We start from the raw sequence: 18121 nt of genomic DNA, 5'->3' as shown, positions 1-18121 counted from the left end.
CGAAGGCGGCCGTACCGTTGGCGCTGGTGTTGTTACCGAAATCGAAGAATAATTGAGCCGCAGAGGCCTAGGATGTGGGACCGACACAGGACAGGTCGGTCCCACATTTTTATGTTGACATCTGCATCCTTGTATGATAGTCTATATAGGCAACTTTGAGGGATTTTGAATGTAAGTGAGGTGTTAAAACATGGCTGCGAACAACAATCGTATTGGTATTACCCTGGCCTGCACCGAGTGCAAACAGCGCAACTACCAGACCACGAAGAATAAGAAGAACGATACGGACCGTATCGAAATCAAGAAGTACTGCAAATTCTGCAAAAAGCACACTTTGCATAAAGAAACGAAATAAGGTGGAGCAATTATGGCATCGACTCAACTCACTCCCGATGTAAAAAGCTCCGGCGGAGCGTTGGGGTTCTTCCGGGATGTGAAGAACGAAATGAAAAAGGTAGCTTGGCCCAATCGGCGGGAACTGGGTGGATATACGGCAACGGTCATTGTTGCTGCCATCACGTCGTCCCTCTTAATTTGGGCAATTGATGCTGTCTTCTCCGTACTGTTCCGTTTAGTGATGGGAGTGCAATAAGCATGGAAGGTCAAAGACACTGGTATGTCATTCATACCTATTCCGGGTATGAAAACAAAGTGAAACTGAATTTGGAGAGTAAGGTCCATTCCCTAGGGATGGAAGACATGATTTTCCAGGTTCTCGTCCCCATGCAGGACGAACTAGAAACCAAAGACGACCAGCAGAAGGTTGTGAGCCGCAAGGTATTCCCCGGCTACGTCCTGATTGAAATGATTGTTGACGACCGCACGTGGTACGCTGTCCGCAATACGCCGGGTGTTACCGGTTTTGTCGGCACGGGCACCAAACCCATTCCTTTATCCCCACGCGAAGTAGCGCGTATTCTCGGGAAACAGTCCACTGGGAAGAAGGAAGCTTCCGTGGAAGCTCCGATTCGCATGAAATGCCCCGTTGAATTAGATCAGACCGTTCGTATTAAAGCCCCCGGCTTTAATGATATGGTAGGAACGGTGGCGGAGATCAGCGACGAACAGCAGAAGGTCAAAGTCATGATCGAAATGTTCGGCCGCGTCACTCCGGTTGAAGTCAACTTCTCTCAAGTAGAAGCAATAGAGTAAGATAGGAGGTGGAATTGATATGCCAAAGAAAGTCATTAAGATGGTAAAATTGCAGGTTCCTGCTGGTAAGGCAACTCCGGCACCTCCTGTAGGCCCGGCACTTGGTCAGGCTGGTATCAACATCATGGCCTTCGTCAAGGACTTTAATGCCCGCACCGAAAAACAGGCTGGTCTCATCATCCCTGTTGAAATTACGGTATTCGAAGACCGTTCCTTTACCTTCATCACGAAGACTCCTCCCGCTGCTGTCCTTCTGAAAAAGGCCGCTGGTATCGATAAAGCTTCCGGCGAACCGAACAAGAACAAAGTAGCGACGATCAAACGTGACAAAGTCAAGGAAATCGCTGAAACCAAAATGAAGGACCTGAACGCTGCAGACGTTGAAGCTGCTATGCGCATGGTCGAAGGCACTGCCCGCAGCATGGGTATTGTCGTAGAAGACTGATTTGAGTCTCAATCAGTGGGAGGCGAAAGCCGCTCGCACCACTAGGAGGAAAAAGTACAATGACTAAAGCTGGTAAGAAGTATACCGATGCTGCAAAGCTGATCGAAGCTGGCAAGGCATATACTCCAAAAGAAGCTGTTGAACTGGTTAAAAAGACTTCCGTCACCAAATTCGACAGCACTGTTGAATGCTCCGTTCGCCTCGGTGTCGATCCGAAGTATGCTGACCAACAGGTCCGCGGTGCTCTGGTTCTGCCCCATGGTACTGGTAAATCCAAGACTGTTCTTGTTTTTGCCCGCGGTGCAAAAGCTCAGGAAGCTCAGGATGCAGGTGCTGACTTTGTTGGTGCTGAAGAGCTCGCTGACAAGATCAAAGGCGGCTGGTTCGACTTTGACGTCTGCGTAGCAACGCCTGACATGATGGGTGTGGTTGGCCGCCTTGGTAAACTCCTCGGTCCTAAAGGCCTCATGCCGAACCCAAAAGTCGGAACGGTTACCATGGATGTAACCCGTGCCGTAAATGAAATCAAAGCTGGTAAGATTGAGTACCGTACCGATAAAGCCGGTAACGTACAGACCTCTATCGGCAAGGTTTCCTTTGATGCTGATAAACTGCTGGATAACTATATTACCCTGATCTCCACGCTGATCAAAGTAAAACCCTCCGGCGCAAAAGGCCAGTATATCAAGAGTGTTACCCTGTCCACCACCATGGGCCCTGGCGTTCACATCGATGTGCTGAAAGCCGACAGCAACAAGTAATCAATTCGAAAATGACCATCGGACCGCAGACAGTAGGTGCGTAAGCCTAACGTTACAAAACGCCTGCCTAGGTCGGAGTGTTTGGATAAATACGACCTCCGGCGGCCTGCCGAGAGGTCTTTTCATTGATTCATATATCTAAACGCAAGGAGGTGTTTCTTGATGCATAGCATTCGTCCTGAAAAGGCTGCGAAAGTAGCCGAACTCAAGGATCTGATGACTGGCTCCAAAGGTGTCATTCTCGTTGACTACTGCGGTCTGACCGTAGCAGAAGACACGGATCTGAGAAGAAAGATGCGTGAAGCTGGTGTAACGTACATGGTTGCGAAAAACACCTTCGTCCGTATCGCTGCTAAAGAAGCAGGAATCGAAGGGCTTGACAGTTTCCTCGAACACAACACGGCATTGGCATTTTCTGCTGAAGATCCTGTTGCTCCTGCTAAGATCCTTTCCGAATTCGCAAAGGACCACAAAGCCCTTGAAATCAAAGCTGGTATCCTTGATGGTGCCGTCATCGGTCTTGACGAAGTCAAAGCCCTGGCAGATCTGCCGAGCCGCGAAGTCCTGCTTGCCAAACTCATCGGCAGCATGCAGGCCCCGATTTCTGGACTCGTCAACGTCCTTCACGGTACGCTGCGTAACTTTGTTTACGTTGTCGACGCCGTTCGTCAAAAGAAAGAACAGGAATCTGCCTAATGGTTGGTTCGATTCTGCGACCTAAACATATTCTATTTAAAAATTTTGGAGGAATTTAAAATGACTAAAGAAGAAATCATGCAAGCCATTGAGAGCATGACTGTGCTCGAACTCGCTGACCTCGTTAAGGCTATGGAAGAAAAATTCGGCGTTAGCGCTGCTGCTCCTGTAGCTGTTGCTGCTGCTCCTGCTGCCGGCGGTGCTGCTGCTGCTGAAAAGACCGAATTCGATGTTGTCCTGACTGACTGCGGTGCCAGCAAGATCAACGTAATCAAGGTTGTTCGTGAACTGACCGGCCTGGGCCTGAAAGAAGCCAAAGCCGCTGTTGATTCCGCTCCTAACACCCTGAAGGAAGGCGTTTCCAAGGCTGATGCTGAAGCTATGAAAGCTAAGCTGGAAGAAGCTGGCGCTAAGGTTGAACTGAAATAATCTTGGCTGATTGAAAAAGACTGCAGAGGAGTTTCCTCTGCAGTCTTTTTTTGTTCTACAATAAGGGATGGGGTGAGGAATTGTTCTTTCCTCACCCCATCCTTGCATAAAAAGGTTTGCTATAAATTTCGGATCGCTCACGTGTTCATATTCCCTTAGATAGAACATACATTAAAAAGGGGTGCAGCCTTTTTCCCTGCGTATTTCAAGCTGCAAGCGCATCTTAGACGAGAAAACCAGTGAAAGATACACTCGCGAGCTTGACCCTCCTTATCTTACTTACAGGAAGAAATCCCCCTGGGAAGGACCCTTACATGGTTCTTCTCAGGGGTTCATATTTACACGCTGAAATCACGCAGGTCCTTATCGAGGGCCTCGAAGAGAGCATCCGCATCATGGGCCCGGAGGGCCTTCAAGATATCCTTGTGGTGTTTGCAGTCATCGCTGACATGCAGGACACCAGAGTCCATTCCCCAGCGGAACTGAGCATAGGCACGGCTCATGCGGCTCATGCAGGAAGACAGCTGTTCATCGGCATAAGCGTTACGACCCAGACGAAGCAGGGCCTTGTGGAAATCCATATTGCATTCCCAATGTTTGCGGGGCGGCAAATCGTCACGCAGGCATAGTTCATTGAGAGGTTCTAACGCGGCAATTTGAGGTTCCGTAAGGCTTTTGATGACACGGGACACAATTCCGTGCTCCAAGTAGAGGCGGAATTCCAGCATTTCGTTGATATCGTCCATCGTAAGGCGCGTGACTTCGTAACCATAGCGAGGCATGTTGCGAAGGACGCGCTCGTTACACAGGGTCATCAGGGCTTCCCGGACGGGCGATTTGCTGCATTCGTATTTTTCGATGAGACTTTTCTCATTGAGGATGTCCCCTGGTTGGTATTCCCCTGAAAAAATTCCCTCTAAAATGGCATTTCTGACTTTTTCCTTAAGTGACGGTTCTTTCATGGCTGAACCTTCCTTCCCTGACATAATACCTATATCTTAATCTAATTTGGATAATTTGACAATGATTTATTTCATATTATAACACTATAAATTAAACCTCCAATTTGGTTTTGATCATGATTTTTCAAAAAGGGCTTCCCAATTAATCATAACAGTGATATGATTACTAATATAATAATCCGACTACTCTGATGATTTTTGGGAGGGAAATCAATCATGACCTTGACACAGGAAGAAATGAACAATTATACGGTCATTCTGCACGAAGAACTGATCCCCGCAATGGGCTGCACGGAACCCATTGCGATTGCCTATGCCGCGGCGAAGGCGAAAAGCCTCTTTAAAGGCGATCTGGAGCGTTTTACTGTGAACTGCTCAGGGAATATCATTAAGAACGTAAAAGGCGTCACTGTGCCCAATTCTGGCGGTCAGAAAGGGATTCCTGCAGCGGCGGCCCTTGGTATCGTAGGCGGTGACAGTGATAAGGCCCTCGAAGTCATTGCCGGTGTGACGGATGAGGACCGAGAAGCCTGCCGTAATCTGGTCGAAAGGGATATCTGTGAAGTGACGCTGGCTGAAGGCGTAGCCAATCTTTATATTGATGTGACTTTGTATGGCCGGGACCATATGGCGGAAGTGATCATTGACGGAACCCATACAAACATCGTGAAGATGGTCCAGGACGGAACCGTTCTCCTGGACCGGACGGGGACGGCCCAAGGTGCCGGAAGCAAGGGAAAAGGGGACCGGACCAGGATGACCTTCCAGGGGCTCATTGAGTATGCCAGAACCGTCGATCTTGAAGCGGTGAAGGCGCTTCTTGAAACTCAGATGACTTACAACACGGCAATCAGCGACGAAGGCTTGACAGGCGCCTGGGGCGCAGAGGTGGGCAGGACCCTCCTTGAAACTTATGGCAGTGATGTTAAGTTCCGGGCCGTTGCTCGGGCGGCTGCCGGCAGTGATGCCCGCATGAGCGGCTGCCCGAAACCCGTCGTGATCAATTCCGGTTCGGGGAACCAAGGCATTACGGTTTCCCTGCCCGTCATCACCTATGCCGAGGCATGGAAGAAGAGTCATGACGAGACGCTCCGTGCCCTTATTGTGAGTAACTTGGTCTCCATCTATATCAAGCACTATATTGGTCCTCTTTCCGCTTTCTGCGGCGCTGTGAGTGCTTCTACCGGGGCCGGTGCGGCCATCACCTTTATGGCAACGAATGGAGACGCCCGGAAAATGGCTAAGACTGTCACCAATACCCTCGCCAATGTGGGCGGCATCCTTTGTGACGGGGCCAAACCCAGCTGCGCCGCCAAGATTGCTTCCTCCCTTCAGGCCGCGCTTATGGCCCATGCCATGAGCATGAAGGACCGGGTCTTTAAAGGTGGGGAAGGCATTGTTGAAAAGGACATCGAGGATACCATTCGCAACATTGGATACATCGGCAAAATTGGCATGAAGGGGACCGATACGGATATCCTCAATGTCATGATCGGTCAGATCGATCCTAAGGATTACGTTTGCTAAGAGGGTCTGAGGAGGCTTCTTTAGAGGAGCCTCCTTCTTTTTTTATGAAAAATACCTTGCAATTTACTAGGAAATAGGCTATACCAAGGGGTAAGAACGGGGTATTTTTTCCCTAAAGGAGGGCTTTCTATGGAAATCAAGGAACGAGTAAGGGCCATGGAAGACGAGCTTGTGGAGCTGCGCCGCTATTTTCATGCTCACCCTGAACCATCTTGGAAAGAATTTAATACACAAAAAAAGATCATGACTTATTTGGATGAATTAGGTATTCCCTATGTCCCATCGACCACGTCCGGTCTTGTGGCTACTCTTAAAGGGCCTCATTCGTCAGACCATATCATTGGCATCCGTGCCGATATCGATGCCCTTCCCATCAAGGAAGAAACCGGAGCCCCTTATGCCTCGGAAAAAGAAGGGACTATGCATGCCTGCGGCCATGATACGCATATTACGATCCTCCTTGGCACGGCTAAGGTCCTTGCGGCCATGAAAGACGAACTGACCGTGACGGTGCGCTTTTTGTTTCAGCCAGCGGAAGAAGAAATTGCCAACAGCGGTGCCACATATATGAAGGATGAGCCGCTTGTAAAGGAATGCGAACGGCTCATTGCCCTCCACATTTGGAGCAAGATCCCTGTTGGTACAGCGTCCCTGCGCTATGGACCTGTCATGAGCGCGGCGGATACGTTTGATGTTTATATCGAAGGAAAGGGTGGTCACGGCGCCCTGCCGCATCAGACCATAGATCCCATTGTGGCTGGAGCTGAATTTGTGAACGCACTCCAGACCGTGGTCAGCCGTGAAGTCAATCCTCTGGAACCGGCCGTCCTATCCGTGACCACTTTTCAGGCTGGGACAACGAGCAATGTCATTCCCGCATCGGCTCATCTATCGGGGACAGCCCGTACCTTCAGCCCCACACTGCGCGAGGCCTATCCTGGCATCCTTAGACGGGTGGCCCGCGGTGTAGGGGAAACCTCAAGGGCCAAGATCCGCACGGAATACCATTTTGGACCGCCGCCCACGATCAACGATGCAGCCTGTGTGGATACAGGACGCAGAGCCTGTGAGACGGTTTTTGGCAAGGATCATGTCGTTGATTGGGAATTGCAGATGGGCGGCGAGGACTTTGCCAAATATGATAATCCTAAAGCCCTGCTCCTTTTAGGCGGTGGCTTTGCTGACGCGTCGCGGCGCTATCCGCAGCACAGTCCCCACTATGATATCGATGAAAGGGCTCTTTTATTGGGCGTTGAATATTTTGCTGAATATGTACGGGAGTGGGAAAAGGAACTTTCCAAGTAACGTTACAAAAATTACGGTGAATCGGAGAAAGGAACTGGAATTGTTGCCTTTTCTCCGATTTTTTTTCATTTCATACTAAAAATAAAAACGTTGAAAGCTTTTCATAGGGGATGAAAAAATGTTCATGGGAAAAGTCTTGTCCGAATCATGAGCTTTTCAGTATAATATAAAAAAATTTCGAGAAAAACTCATATTTTATTATTTTTCTCAATCGAGGGGGTACAGTATGGACTTCAATTTTGTCGCATTTTTCTTTAATCCCTTGGTCCTCTTATTTTTAACCATGACCTTGGGCAACCTTTTTGGCGAACTGAAGATTGGAAAATTCAAGTTCGGCATTACAGGAACCTTGTTTGTTGGTCTGGTCATTGGCTATTTCCTGACCCAATATGCAGCGGGCGTTCCTAAAGAAAGCCGCTATTTTGCCTCTGCTATGGCTGTCATGCAGGGAAAGGTCATCCCCGGTCCGCTTATGAACCTGGCACTTCTTGTCTTTATTGTGGGGACGGGTCTTCTTGCTGCCAGTGATATGAAATATGCCTTGACGAAATTTGGCAAGCAGTTTGTTATCCTCGCCATCTTCATTCCCTTTGTTGGAGCAGTTGCTTCCTATGGTTCGAGCCAGCTCCTGCAGGATATGAGTCCTTTCCAGATGACCGGGACCTATACGGGCGCCCTGACAAGTTCCACGGGTCTTGCCGCGGCTACGGAGTCGTCTGACAGCGAGGCTAGACGATTGGGCATGGAATTTGGCAGCCAGCCGGAATCAGCCAGAAAAAAGATCATTGCCATCATCAACAGCGCCCGCGTCCGTGATGCCAAGCTTCGTCATGAATCCGCACCGGCTCCGCTGACGCTGGAAGGGACCCAGTCCCTTTCCCAAGAAGATGTTGAAGTCTTTGTCACGGAGGCAAAGGCCGGCGTTGGCGTGGGACACTCCATCGGTTATCCTTTTGGGGTTCTCTTCTTGATCCTTGCCATTAACCTGATTCCGAAGATCTTTGGCCTTGATGTCGAAGACGAAAAGAAACGGTATTTTGCGCAAAAGGCGCTTGATATCAAGAATGACGCAAGCCTTGTGACGGAAAAACATCAGGAAGTCGCCATGGATTTCATTGGTTTTTCCCTTGCCGCCTTCCTAGGGTATGTGGTCGGGTCCATCCGCATCTACATGGGACCTTTGGGCTGGTTCTCCCTCGGCGCGACGGGCGGCGCTATCCTTGTGGCCTTGGCCTTGGGCGCACTGGGTCAGCTTGGTCCTATCCATTTCCGTATGAACAGCACTGTCCTTGGTAAGATGCGCACCTATTTCCTGTCTGTCTTTCTTGCCGGAACGGGCCTCAACTATGGGTTCCGTGTCGTTGATGCTGTAACGGGTGATGGCTATATGGTGGCTATCATTTCCGCCCTGGTTGCCCTCATTTCCATTCTTGCCGGCTTCCTGTTGGGTCATTATGTTTTCCGTATCAATTGGACCCTGCTTTCCGGTGCCATTACGGGCGGCATGACGAGTGCCCCGGGCCTTGGCGCTGCTGTTGATGCCTTGGAGTGTGATGAACCAGCTGTTTCTTATGGGGCTACGCAGCCTCTTGCTACCTTCATCATGGTCATCTTCTCCATTATCATCCACAAACTTCCGCTGTAAGAAAATTGCAATCGCAATACCCCTTACCGAATGCACAACGCGCATTTGGTAAGGGGCATTTCTTATTTTTTACTCGGCGCACAGATCGCGCCGATCTTTCATAGCAGCGGCCCTCCCTTGTTAAATTCCTTATGAATCAGCTCCTGCACGTAAAAAGCCTTGGACTTGCGTCTAAGTTCAGGGCTCACGTTATGGTTTTCCTCCGTGTTTTGTCCCCAGGGCGGAAAATGCCGTTCCGCCTGACCAAGGCGGAAACCCGAAAGGCGTACGTTGCCTCATCAAAATGAAGCAAGCCTGCCCTTTCGGTGGGGGATAAGACGGATAGTTTTTGCCTGGCGTTTCCATATGAGCGGTCAGCGAGGAATATCTTTCGATGGTCCAAAACCGCTAATCGCAAGACCCCGTCAAAGTGATTCGGCTCACGGACCGTGTTAACGAAAATCAATTCGGCGCCCTGTCCGGAGGACACGGTCAGGCACCGCGCCTTACCGTCCCTTGCTTGACTGCAGAGCCTTGCCTTAGGCCGTCGTTTTGTAAGGCTTTAGCAGCCCAGTACCACAGCCTGCATTCTGCCTGTCCTTGGACAGCCATCCAACAAAAAAGCCCCTGCCATTGCGGCAGAGGCTTTTTGATTCTACCTTATTCTTTTTTGAAGGCTTCTTCGTCAAAGGTTCCCATGATCTTATCCACGACAATGGCGTTTGTCATGGATCCGGATACGTTCAGCATGGTACGGCCCATATCGATGATCGGATCAATGGCAAGGACGGGGGAGATGGAGGAGAAGTAGGCGCCAAGACCAGTCCCACTGAGGGAGACGGAAGCGGCCATGGTCGCTGTACCGGGAACACCCGCAATGCCGATGGACCCTAAGGCAATAACCACTATGCTCATGATAAATAAGGTCAGGTCAAAAGGAATACCGGATACATTGGCAATGTAGACCACAACCAGGCCGGGGAAGACCCCTGCACAGCCCTGCATCCCTGCCGTTGTCCCAAAACTTGCCACCGTATTGGCCGTCGTTGTTGAAACGCCCAGACGATGGGTGAGGGTTTCGACCGTAAGGGGCAGGACGCCCATGGAAGAACGGGAAGTAAAGGCAAGGACAAGGGGACTTTTGGCTTTCTTGAAATAGGTGAGAGGGTTTACCCCAAAAACGGTGAGCAGGAGCGCTTCTGCAGCAAACATAATGGCAAGGCCCAGATACAGCAGGAGGATGAAAAGGCCCATATCCATGACTGCTTTAAGGCCTCTTGTGGCAAGGGTATTTGCCAGCAGGGCAACCACGCCATAAGGCATGAGGCCAATGATAAAATCACAGGCCCATCCCATGATGAGGTGGAGCTCGTCAAAGAGCTTTGTAAAGGCCTCCAGGCTGTTTGTGCCGGTTTTCTTGATGAGCTGGGCAATGCCGCCAATGACAACGCCAAAGATGACGACGGCAATGACATTCGTATCGGCCATGGCCTTGACCGGATTCATCGGAATCAGGGCCCGGAACGTATCGACGACAGGCTTTACGTCACGCATCTTGCTGGCGCCTTCTACAGCGCTTGAGCCGGCACCGAGACCAAAGAGGCTGCCCAGGGACAGTCCAACGATGGCCGCAAGGGCTACCATACCGAGGTTTGTGGCAAGCATGGCGCCAACGAGTTTCTTGAGGTTTGTTCCTTCATTCATATGAAGGATGACGTGGATGATGGAAGTAAGGACCAAGGGGACAACAAGCATACGGATGAGGTCGATGAACCCGCCGCCGACAAGGGAATACCATTTGGTGGCCTCCTTAATAAAGACCACTTTTGTTGGAGCGTCCGGAAATCCGGCGAGGACCTGAATAAAAATCCCTAGGAGGGCACCTGATACGGTGCCAATGGTCACGAGTTTTCCAAAAGAGGTGCCTTTTTTCTCCAAATGATGGATCATGGCGAGAATCAAAAGAAAAACGAGGAGAAGAAAAACGGTGGTGGGGTGACTGATCATGAGAAATTCCTTGAAAAAGTGAAGTTCCATAATGTACGTCCTTTCTGCATAAAATATACTGCGTAAGTATGAATTAATTTGAGAGTATACCCACAGACAGTGAGTTTGTCAATAATAACTCATCAAAAGATCATCTTACAAAGACTGCAGCAGGGGCAGTCCATAAAAAATAGGATAAGAACGGGGAAAACAGACTTTTTAAAAGAAATGGATTTTTTTAAAAAAGGGGTTGCAAAGGGAAAAGACTCATGTTATACTATGCACAGTTAGTAAAGACTAACCAACAGTTCAACACAGTTCTTTTAACCCTCTTTTCTTTCATGTGTATTGGTTAGTTTGAACTAATTACAACTTATTTTCCGCTGACTTCCGCTTCGTTTTCACTCCCCTGGAACGAAGCGGGACGGGCGGATCGGGAGGTACGTATGGAGCGCCTTTTGGAGATGGAACTTGTTCGGCAGTGTGCGCCGACATTGGCTGGACTCAAAGCGGCAAGTCTCTTCCGCTTTGTCTTTCCGCCTTTGGTCAGCCCCTTTGCTTTGATCAGCCGGATTGCCATACGGCTGGCGAAAAGGAACCTTTTCCTCGAAATGCTGAGCTTTGACATGGTAAAGCGAAGCGGCCTTCTGTTCGTATATCGTCCCTGTCACCTTGACCGCATCATGAAGGAGGATGGGGTGCCGGAATTTTTCAGCTCTTTGGGCTATACCGGTTCCCACTGGCAGGATCACCTAACCGAGATTTCCTTACGACTCGCAAAGCGGGCTTCCTTCCCCCATGAAATTGGAGTTCTCCTTGATTATCCCCTGGATGATGTGAAGGCGTACATGGCTTCTCCCAAGGAAAAAGGCCTCTGCTCGGGCTGTTGGAAAGCTTACACCAACCCCGCCCGGGCACGGCACTTTTTTGAAAAATGCCAGAAATGTACCCGTGTTTATTGTGAATGTTATGCCCAAGGCAGCCCGCTGGAACGGCTTCTTGTAGCGTAAGTTTCCCATGGGACCATTTTTGATACCTCAGAATTTGCGAAAGGACGATTGACATGAAAAAAACAGCTGTAATTTATTGGAGCGGAACGGGCAATACGGAAGCAATGGCCAACGCTGTTGCCGAAGGCATGAAAGAAGCGGGTGCTGATGTTTCTGTCATGACAGCCGCGGAAGCTGCAAGCCTTGATCCCAGTACCTATGATGGCCTTGCCTTTGGCTGTCCCGCCATGGGAAGCGAAGTTCTTGAAGAAAGTGAATTCCAGCCGATGTGGGATGATGTCAAAGGAAAACTGTCCGGTAAATCCATCGTTCTTTTTGGCTCTTACGGATGGGGCACCGGTGAATGGATGGACTACTGGAAAGATGATGCTGTCGCAAGCGGAGCTACGCTTGCCGCCAATCCCTTGATCCTCAACGGATCCCCTGATGATGCTGGCCTAACACAGTGTAAGGAGCTTGGGAAAGTTCTGGCATGAGCCTTTCCCCTAAGCTTGTCATAGATTGATCTCCCCTGTACAGCCTTTTTAAGGCACCTTAAGATCTGGAACGTACCTCTCTTCGTTCCAGGTCTTTTTTTGTATGCCAAAGACTTGCCATCCTTCTGGTAGATTAAAAATCATATCAATAATAATATTACACAAAATGATAAATGTATGATATAATCCATCTGTTATTGTATCAACATAGAACTCAAAGTTTTTTCAATAAAAGATTGCTGACTTGTTGACAAATACATAGTTTAATAGTATGATATGCACATATTGTGAAAGGCAAGGAACGGAACAAGTACCATAGGAAATGGCCGCTAGAGAGACCTGCATACCGGTGCAAGCAGGTTCGGATCCAGTTCTTGTGGGAATGCCTCCGCGAGCTGGATGGCTGAAATAAACAGTAAGCTGTCACGGGGCCCGCCCCGTTACCAAGGACGTAAGACTGGGACCTTTCCCAGTGAATGAGAGTGGAACCACGAACCGTCGTCTCTTAGGAGGCGGGGGTTTTCTTTTTTGGGGAAAAGAGGGAATTTGCCGTGTTTATCCAAAAGAAAAAAGCAGCGGAACGCTGGGGCGGTTTTGTCTGTCCCCCCACACCAATCATCATCAGGAAGGAGAGAGGAACCCATGATTGAATTCAAGCATCTTAGCAAACGCTTTTCCTCAGCATCAGGCATGATAGATGCCCTTCAGGATGTGAACCTTTCCATTGCAGATGGGGATATCTTTGGTGTCATTGGATTCAGCGGCGCCGGGAAATCGACGCTCCTGCGCATGGTGAACCGCTTGGAGGATCCCACAGAGGGGGAAGTTCTCATCAATGGCGTCAATATCTTGGCGCAAAGCCATGATGAACTGCGGCGCATGAGAAAGAAAATCGGCATGGTTTTCCAGCAGTTCAATCTGTTGGAAAGCCGAACCGTCTATGAAAATGTCGCCCTGCCCCTGATTCTCAACAAAACTGATGCGGTGCAGATGGAGCGGACCGTAACGACACTGCTCCAGTTTGTGGGTCTTTCTGACAAGAAGGATGCCTATCCCAGTCAGCTTTCAGGCGGGCAGAAACAGCGTGTGGGTATTGCGAGGGCGCTTTCGACGAACCCATCCATTCTCTTGTGCGATGAAGCGACAAGTGCCTTGGATCCCGTGGCAACGGAGCAGATCCTGCAGCTCCTAAAACGCATCAATAAGGAGCTGGGCATTACGATCCTTATCGTCACCCACGAAATCGACGTCATCCAAAAGATCTGCAATCGGGTGGCTGTTATGGAATTAGGGCGCGTCGTGGAGCAGGGATCTGTTCTGGATGTTTTCAGCGATCCCCAGAAAGAAATCACGAAACGTTTTGTAAAGACGGTCATCCCCAATGAAGTGCCGCAGTCCGTTCTTGAAAAACTAAAGGCTGAATCAAGGCCCTACCAGCTTCTCCGGGTTCGCTTCCTAGGGGACGAAGCAGCGGAAAACCTATTTTATCATCTCAATCATGATCTGGGCGTTGAAACCAATATCCTTTTTGCCAATGTCTGTGAACTGCAGGGGGAGGCATTGGGACTGTTTATCATTGAAGTCATCAACGAACATGATGGCGTCCCAAAAGCCAAGGCATATTTTGATGAGCATGGTCTTAGTTGGAAGGAGGTTGATGCGTAATGCCGGAACTTGGCGTTTCCAATGCGCAGCTGATCCTGGCAGCCAAACAGACTGCCTACATGGTTTTTGTATCGCTTGCTGCCGGCACAGTCCTTGCCATGATCATGGCTTTTGCCCTGGTACTTACAAGAAGCGACAGCATCCTGCCGAACCGTTTCATCTATGGGATCCTCAATACGATCATCAACACGGTTCGTTCCGTTCCGTTCATCATCCTCATGGTCTTTATCATGCCCCTGACCAAGATGGTTGTTGGAACAAGGATTGGGACAACAGCTGCTTTGGTGCCTCTTGTCATCTTCATTGCACCTTATCTCACGCGTCTTTTTGAAAACTCCCTGCTTGATGTCGATCGAGGCATCATTGAAGCCGCTCAGGCGATGGGAGCATCCTATTTTGAAATCATTTGGTATTTTCTCCTGCCGGAAGCAAAAGGATCCCTCATCCTTTCCATTACGACAGGGACAATCGGCCTTTTAGGGGCCACGGCCATGGCCGGTGCAATTGGAGCCGGCGGCGTCGGGGATCTGGCCTTGACGTATGGCTATGAACGGATGAATACACCGCTCATGTTTCTAACGGTAGTCATTCTCATTATCTTTGTGCAGATCATCCAAACCGTGGGCAACCATTTTGCCTTTAAATCAAGAAATCATGAATAGGGAGGAATCATCATGAATCTTACGAAGTGGAAAAAAACGCTGGGTGCAGCCCTTGCCGTCCTTGTCTTTGCCGGTCTGGCCGCAGGCTGCGGCAGCGATAAGAAACAAGCCGCGGATAAGAAGGAACTGACCTTCAGTAAATCCCAGGGACCGTACAGCGACCTTTTTGAAAAAGGGGTCAAGCCCATCTTGGAGAAAAAAGGCTATAAGATTACGGGCAAGGATATGAGTGACCTGCTCCAGGCGGATATCGCCCTCAATGAAGGGGAAGTGGACTTTAATGTCGAGCAGCATACGGCTTATATGGAAAACTTCAATAAGAAGCAGGGGGGTCATCTTGTTGCCCTGACCCCAATCCCGACGGTGCCGGCTGGAATCTACGCAGGCAGTAAGACAAGCCTTGACCAGGTTGCGGATGGAGATACCATTGCGGTCCCTAATGACGCTTCCAATACGGCCCGTGCCTATGCCCTGCTCCAGAAGGCCGGCTGGATCAAATTGGATCCGAAAAAGGATCTTGCGACGGTCACCCAGCAGGATATTGTGGAAAATCCCCATCACCTGAAATTTACGGAAATGAAATCCCTCAATATTCCTTCCGTCCGTACTGATTTTGCCTATATTGTCATCACCGGGTCCATCGTCTATAATGCCAAAATCGATCCCAGTACGGCCCTTTTGAAGGAAACCATCCTGCCGCACCTCCTGCTCCAGCTCGTTGTGAGCGACAAGAACAAAGATGCCCAGTGGGCTAAGGACATTGCTGCAGCCTACAAGTCCCCAGAATTTGCTGAATATATGAAGAAGAACAATACGGGACTGTGGTTTGACCCGAACAATGAAAAGAAATAAAGAAAAGATGAAGGAGGCTGTTGCGCAGGCAATGGCCTCTTTTTTAGGGAAAGGAGCCTTCCTATGAATGCGAACCTAAGCCGGGCCCAACAGGCCTTTAAGGAACTCGTCACCCTGCGACGTGACTTTCATGCCCATCCGGAACTATCCTGGAAAGAAAGGCGGACACAGCAAAAAATCCTCGAATATCTGGATAAATGGGGGATTCCTGCCGTCGTTTCAACAGGAACCGGGGTGATTGCCACGCTAGAAGGCGCAAGGAACAAGGATGTCGTCCTTGGCATCAGGGCTGATATTGACGCCCTCCCCCTAACGGAAGCCGCCCATCCGCCTTACGTGTCGCAAAATCAAGGATGCATGCACGCCTGCGGTCATGATACGCATATTGCCATGCTCCTTGTGACGGCCCGTCTCCTTGCGGAAAAAAAGGATGACCTTCCCCTGACCGTGCGGTTCCTCTTTCAGCCAGCCGAGGAATATATCGCCGACAGCGGCGCCCTTCGCATGAAAGAGGATCCTCTTGTAAAAGCGATTACCCGCATGATTGCCATCCATATCCAAGGCATGCTGCCCTATGGGATGGCTAATCTTCAGGAAGGACCCATCATGGCGGCGTCCGATACCTTCGATATTTTCATCAAAGGCAGGGGTGGTCATGGGGCCCATCCGGAAGAAGCCATAGACCCTATAGCGGCTGGTGTTGCCTACTATAATGCTGTCCAGACCTTGGTGAGCAGGGAAACCAAGGCCCTTGATGCTGCCGTCATTGGCATTACATCTTTCCAAAGCGGTGAGACGAGCAATGTCATCCCCGAAACGGCCCGTCTTATGGGAACCTGCCGTACCTTCAGTCCTACTCTTAGGGAACATTTCCCTAAGCAGCTGGAACGGCTCGCCCGTGGAATCGGGGAGGCGACACGTACGACCATTGAAGCTTGTTATCATTATGGAACGCCGGTCATGGTGAACGATCCGTCTGTCACGCAGACAGGTCTTGCGGCAGCGGCTGCAATCTTTGGGCGGGATAAGGTCATTACGGAAGAACCTCGGATGGGCGGTGAGGATTTTGCCAAATATGACGCGCCTAAGGCGATGCTTTGCCTAGGTGGTGGGTTTGAGGATGAAAAGAGGCGCAAAGCTCAGCACAACCCTCAGTTTGATATTGATGAACGGGCCCTGCCCCTAGGTGTGGCCTATTTTCTGGAGTATGTGGATGAGTATGGCAGAAAGCTTGATGGGACTGCCATCTAGTAGGAGGCGGCCGCCTTTCATGATATAATAAAAAGAAAAACCAGAGGTGGAATCATGGAAGACCTGAAACTGAAAAACAAGATCGATGCCTATATTGATGCCCATCAAGCGGATTATGTCAGTCTTCTTTTTGCGATCGCGTCCCTGCCGTCACCGACGGGAAACGAAGCAAAAAAGGCAGCCTTTATCCTCAAGACGTTGAAGGACATGGGGGCTGAGGCTGCCCATCTCGATGCGGTTGGGAATGTGGTCTATCCCTACCAGCTGGAAAAAGCCAAGGAAAAACCCCTTCTCTACACAGCTCATATGGATACGGTCTTTGAAGGCGTAGATGAGATTGTGCCTGAAATCGACGGTCATATCATGAAGGCCCCCTCCATCGGCGATAATAGTTCCAATGTGGCGGCCCTCCTTTTTCTCATCAGGATGTTCCATGAGCTTAAGCTGCAGGTCCCTGCCATCTTTTGTTTCAACGTTGGGGAGGAAGGCTTGGGCAATCTTCGAGGTGCCCATCATCTGATGGAAACCTGGCAGGAGAAGATCCGCGCTTTCATTGCCGTTGATGGAGATAGTGAACGCTTTGTCAATGAAGCCGTCGGCTCCCATCGCTATGCCGTCCATGTCGTGACGCCCGGCGGTCATAGCTTTGCCAATTTTGGTGAGAAGAACGCGATTGCAGCAGCAAGTGCCATTATTGAGGAATTCTATGGCCTGCGCGTTCCCCATACGCCGAAGACAACGTATAACGTGGGTACCATCCAAGGGGGACGCACGGTCAATGCCATTGCGGCGGATGTGGAATTTACCGTCGATATGCGCTCTGTTTCCATGACGGAACTCCAAAAGTTGGACGCAGCCTTTATGGACATCCTGAAGCGTCATGAGGCAACGGACGTCACTCTTGAAACCCTGCTCCTGGGCAAGCGCCCCTGTGGTGACGGGCCCCTTCGGGATGAAATCTACGAACGAATCATGCGCATCCGCCGCCGGGAAGGAAAAATGACGAAATGGGCGGCAAGTTCGACCGATGCCAACATTGCCCTTTCCCGAGGACTGCCGGCCATGGCCTTTGGTGTAGGCCACGAAAAAGGCGTCCATACCTTGGATGAGGAACTGGATCTATCGAGCCTTGCGCCGGGCCTCAAACAGCTCGCGTCCTTTATCCTTGATATCTAAATTGTAACGAATGATACAGGGTGTAACAAGGTGCGCTCCGATTCTCGTTGGTTTTGCTTTTTTTGTTGACAAGAAGGAAAACAGGGCGTATGATGACACCATCAATTAAATAACCCTATCAGAAACCAGTGATGTGGAGATA

Annotated in this window: 19 protein-coding genes; 17 read left to right on the top strand and 2 right to left on the bottom strand. The window is 50.0% G+C overall.

The window, feature by feature from the left end; genetic code table 11:
• Positions 1 to 190: 190 nt before the first annotated feature.
• The 7 genes from rpmG (at position 191) to rplL (ending at position 3483) form a co-directional block, all read left to right on the top strand.
• Complete coding sequence (rpmG, locus tag DW817_RS07295) at positions 191 to 355, top strand: 50S ribosomal protein L33 (RefSeq protein WP_009016449.1); 165 nt, start codon at positions 191 to 193, stop codon at positions 353 to 355.
• Between the two features lie 12 nt (positions 356 to 367).
• Positions 368 to 592 carry a preprotein translocase subunit SecE gene (secE, locus tag DW817_RS07290; protein ID WP_009016450.1) on the top strand — a complete coding sequence of 75 codons (225 nt, stop codon included), beginning with the start codon at positions 368 to 370 and terminating at the stop codon, positions 590 to 592.
• A 2-nt stretch (positions 593 to 594) separates the two neighbouring features.
• Entirely contained in the window at positions 595 to 1152 is a 558-nt protein-coding gene (gene nusG, locus DW817_RS07285; RefSeq protein ID WP_009016451.1) for a transcription termination/antitermination protein NusG, read from the top strand.
• Between the two features lie 19 nt (positions 1153 to 1171).
• On the top strand, positions 1172 to 1597 hold the full coding sequence (gene rplK, locus DW817_RS07280) for a 50S ribosomal protein L11 (protein ID WP_009016452.1): 426 nt from the start codon (positions 1172 to 1174) through the stop codon (positions 1595 to 1597).
• A gap of 59 nt (positions 1598 to 1656) precedes the next feature.
• The gene (gene rplA, locus DW817_RS07275) at positions 1657 to 2358 is read left to right on the top strand and encodes a 50S ribosomal protein L1 (protein ID WP_009016453.1); all 702 of its coding nucleotides are present in this window, start codon (positions 1657 to 1659) and stop codon (positions 2356 to 2358) included.
• A 162-nt stretch (positions 2359 to 2520) separates the two neighbouring features.
• Positions 2521 to 3054 carry a 50S ribosomal protein L10 gene (rplJ, locus tag DW817_RS07270; protein WP_021736675.1) on the top strand — a complete coding sequence of 178 codons (534 nt, stop codon included), beginning with the start codon at positions 2521 to 2523 and terminating at the stop codon, positions 3052 to 3054.
• Between the two features lie 60 nt (positions 3055 to 3114).
• Positions 3115 to 3483: a 50S ribosomal protein L7/L12 gene (gene rplL / locus DW817_RS07265; RefSeq protein ID WP_009016455.1), complete on the top strand. Its 369-nt coding sequence runs from the start codon at positions 3115 to 3117 to the stop codon at positions 3481 to 3483.
• A gap of 338 nt (positions 3484 to 3821) precedes the next feature.
• Here rplL and DW817_RS07260 read toward each other — a convergent pair whose 3' ends face one another.
• A complete protein-coding gene (locus tag DW817_RS07260) occupies positions 3822 to 4445 on the bottom strand; it encodes a GntR family transcriptional regulator (RefSeq protein ID WP_016459923.1) in 624 nt (207 codons plus the stop codon).
• Between the two features lie 216 nt (positions 4446 to 4661).
• Here DW817_RS07260 and DW817_RS07255 point away from each other — a divergent pair, with 216 nt between their 5' ends.
• The 3 genes from DW817_RS07255 to DW817_RS07245 all read left to right on the top strand — a co-directional run bounded on the left by DW817_RS07255 (position 4662) and on the right by DW817_RS07245 (position 8922).
• Complete coding sequence (locus DW817_RS07255) at positions 4662 to 5972, top strand: serine dehydratase subunit alpha family protein (RefSeq protein ID WP_120111866.1); 1311 nt, start codon at positions 4662 to 4664, stop codon at positions 5970 to 5972.
• A gap of 129 nt (positions 5973 to 6101) precedes the next feature.
• On the top strand, positions 6102 to 7277 hold the full coding sequence (locus tag DW817_RS07250; protein ID WP_014129079.1) for a M20 family metallopeptidase: 1176 nt from the start codon (positions 6102 to 6104) through the stop codon (positions 7275 to 7277).
• 226 nt (positions 7278 to 7503) lie between these two features.
• Positions 7504 to 8922 (top strand): membrane protein, encoded by a 1419-nt coding sequence (locus DW817_RS07245; protein ID WP_009015426.1) that lies wholly within the window; start codon positions 7504 to 7506, stop codon positions 8920 to 8922.
• Positions 8923 to 9561: 639 nt separating this feature from the next.
• Here the strand turns inward: DW817_RS07245 and DW817_RS07240 are convergent.
• Entirely contained in the window at positions 9562 to 10938 is a 1377-nt protein-coding gene (locus tag DW817_RS07240) for a cation:dicarboxylate symporter family transporter (protein ID WP_009015425.1), read from the bottom strand.
• A gap of 395 nt (positions 10939 to 11333) precedes the next feature.
• Between DW817_RS07240 and DW817_RS07235 the strand changes: the two genes are divergently transcribed.
• From DW817_RS07235 to DW817_RS07205, 7 genes are all read left to right on the top strand, one after another.
• A complete protein-coding gene (locus tag DW817_RS07235) occupies positions 11334 to 11897 on the top strand; it encodes a DUF3793 family protein (protein WP_009015424.1) in 564 nt (187 codons plus the stop codon).
• Positions 11898 to 11950: 53 nt separating this feature from the next.
• A complete protein-coding gene (locus DW817_RS07230; protein ID WP_120111862.1) occupies positions 11951 to 12373 on the top strand; it encodes a flavodoxin in 423 nt (140 codons plus the stop codon).
• Between the two features lie 642 nt (positions 12374 to 13015).
• Positions 13016 to 14038, top strand: a complete 1023-nt coding sequence (locus DW817_RS07225) for a methionine ABC transporter ATP-binding protein (RefSeq protein ID WP_009015422.1) — start codon at positions 13016 to 13018, stop codon at positions 14036 to 14038.
• Positions 14038 to 14700 (top strand): methionine ABC transporter permease, encoded by a 663-nt coding sequence (locus DW817_RS07220; RefSeq protein ID WP_009015421.1) that lies wholly within the window; start codon positions 14038 to 14040, stop codon positions 14698 to 14700. Before DW817_RS07225 ends, DW817_RS07220 begins: the two co-directional genes overlap by 1 nt.
• 12 nt (positions 14701 to 14712) lie before the next feature.
• On the top strand, positions 14713 to 15552 hold the full coding sequence (locus tag DW817_RS07215) for a MetQ/NlpA family ABC transporter substrate-binding protein (RefSeq protein WP_009015420.1): 840 nt from the start codon (positions 14713 to 14715) through the stop codon (positions 15550 to 15552).
• A gap of 63 nt (positions 15553 to 15615) precedes the next feature.
• A complete protein-coding gene (locus DW817_RS07210; RefSeq protein ID WP_120111858.1) occupies positions 15616 to 16803 on the top strand; it encodes a M20 family metallopeptidase in 1188 nt (395 codons plus the stop codon).
• A gap of 54 nt (positions 16804 to 16857) precedes the next feature.
• On the top strand, positions 16858 to 17979 hold the full coding sequence (locus DW817_RS07205) for a M20/M25/M40 family metallo-hydrolase (RefSeq protein ID WP_120111855.1): 1122 nt from the start codon (positions 16858 to 16860) through the stop codon (positions 17977 to 17979).
• Positions 17980 to 18121: the final 142 nt, after the last annotated feature.

Origin of the sequence: Acidaminococcus sp. AM33-14BH, from assembly GCF_003603525.1 — a bacterium.
Lineage (GTDB): Bacteria > Bacillota > Negativicutes > Acidaminococcales > Acidaminococcaceae > Acidaminococcus > Acidaminococcus intestini.
The sequence above is the reverse complement of the archived record's forward strand: the minus strand, read 5'-3'. Positions and strand labels throughout refer to the sequence as shown.

What these genes read in the sequence shown, in the direction of transcription:
- rpmG (WP_009016449.1), top strand. Translation starts at nt 191, where the DNA reads ATGGCTGCGAACAACAATCGTATTGGTATTACCCTGGCCTGCACCGAG.
- secE (WP_009016450.1), top strand. Translation starts at nt 368, where the DNA reads ATGGCATCGACTCAACTCACTCCCGATGTAAAAAGCTCCGGCGGAGCG.
- nusG (WP_009016451.1), top strand. Translation starts at nt 595, where the DNA reads ATGGAAGGTCAAAGACACTGGTATGTCATTCATACCTATTCCGGGTAT.
- rplK (WP_009016452.1), top strand. Translation starts at nt 1,172, where the DNA reads ATGCCAAAGAAAGTCATTAAGATGGTAAAATTGCAGGTTCCTGCTGGT.
- rplA (WP_009016453.1), top strand. Translation starts at nt 1,657, where the DNA reads ATGACTAAAGCTGGTAAGAAGTATACCGATGCTGCAAAGCTGATCGAA.
- rplJ (WP_021736675.1), top strand. Translation starts at nt 2,521, where the DNA reads ATGCATAGCATTCGTCCTGAAAAGGCTGCGAAAGTAGCCGAACTCAAG.
- rplL (WP_009016455.1), top strand. Translation starts at nt 3,115, where the DNA reads ATGACTAAAGAAGAAATCATGCAAGCCATTGAGAGCATGACTGTGCTC.
- DW817_RS07260 (WP_016459923.1), bottom strand. Translation starts at nt 4,445, where the DNA reads ATGAAAGAACCGTCACTTAAGGAAAAAGTCAGAAATGCCATTTTAGAG.
- DW817_RS07255 (WP_120111866.1), top strand. Translation starts at nt 4,662, where the DNA reads ATGACCTTGACACAGGAAGAAATGAACAATTATACGGTCATTCTGCAC.
- DW817_RS07250 (WP_014129079.1), top strand. Translation starts at nt 6,102, where the DNA reads ATGGAAATCAAGGAACGAGTAAGGGCCATGGAAGACGAGCTTGTGGAG.
- DW817_RS07245 (WP_009015426.1), top strand. Translation starts at nt 7,504, where the DNA reads ATGGACTTCAATTTTGTCGCATTTTTCTTTAATCCCTTGGTCCTCTTA.
- DW817_RS07240 (WP_009015425.1), bottom strand. Translation starts at nt 10,938, where the DNA reads ATGGAACTTCACTTTTTCAAGGAATTTCTCATGATCAGTCACCCCACC.
- DW817_RS07235 (WP_009015424.1), top strand. Translation starts at nt 11,334, where the DNA reads ATGGAGCGCCTTTTGGAGATGGAACTTGTTCGGCAGTGTGCGCCGACA.
- DW817_RS07230 (WP_120111862.1), top strand. Translation starts at nt 11,951, where the DNA reads ATGAAAAAAACAGCTGTAATTTATTGGAGCGGAACGGGCAATACGGAA.
- DW817_RS07225 (WP_009015422.1), top strand. Translation starts at nt 13,016, where the DNA reads ATGATTGAATTCAAGCATCTTAGCAAACGCTTTTCCTCAGCATCAGGC.
- DW817_RS07220 (WP_009015421.1), top strand. Translation starts at nt 14,038, where the DNA reads ATGCCGGAACTTGGCGTTTCCAATGCGCAGCTGATCCTGGCAGCCAAA.
- DW817_RS07215 (WP_009015420.1), top strand. Translation starts at nt 14,713, where the DNA reads ATGAATCTTACGAAGTGGAAAAAAACGCTGGGTGCAGCCCTTGCCGTC.
- DW817_RS07210 (WP_120111858.1), top strand. Translation starts at nt 15,616, where the DNA reads ATGAATGCGAACCTAAGCCGGGCCCAACAGGCCTTTAAGGAACTCGTC.
- DW817_RS07205 (WP_120111855.1), top strand. Translation starts at nt 16,858, where the DNA reads ATGGAAGACCTGAAACTGAAAAACAAGATCGATGCCTATATTGATGCC.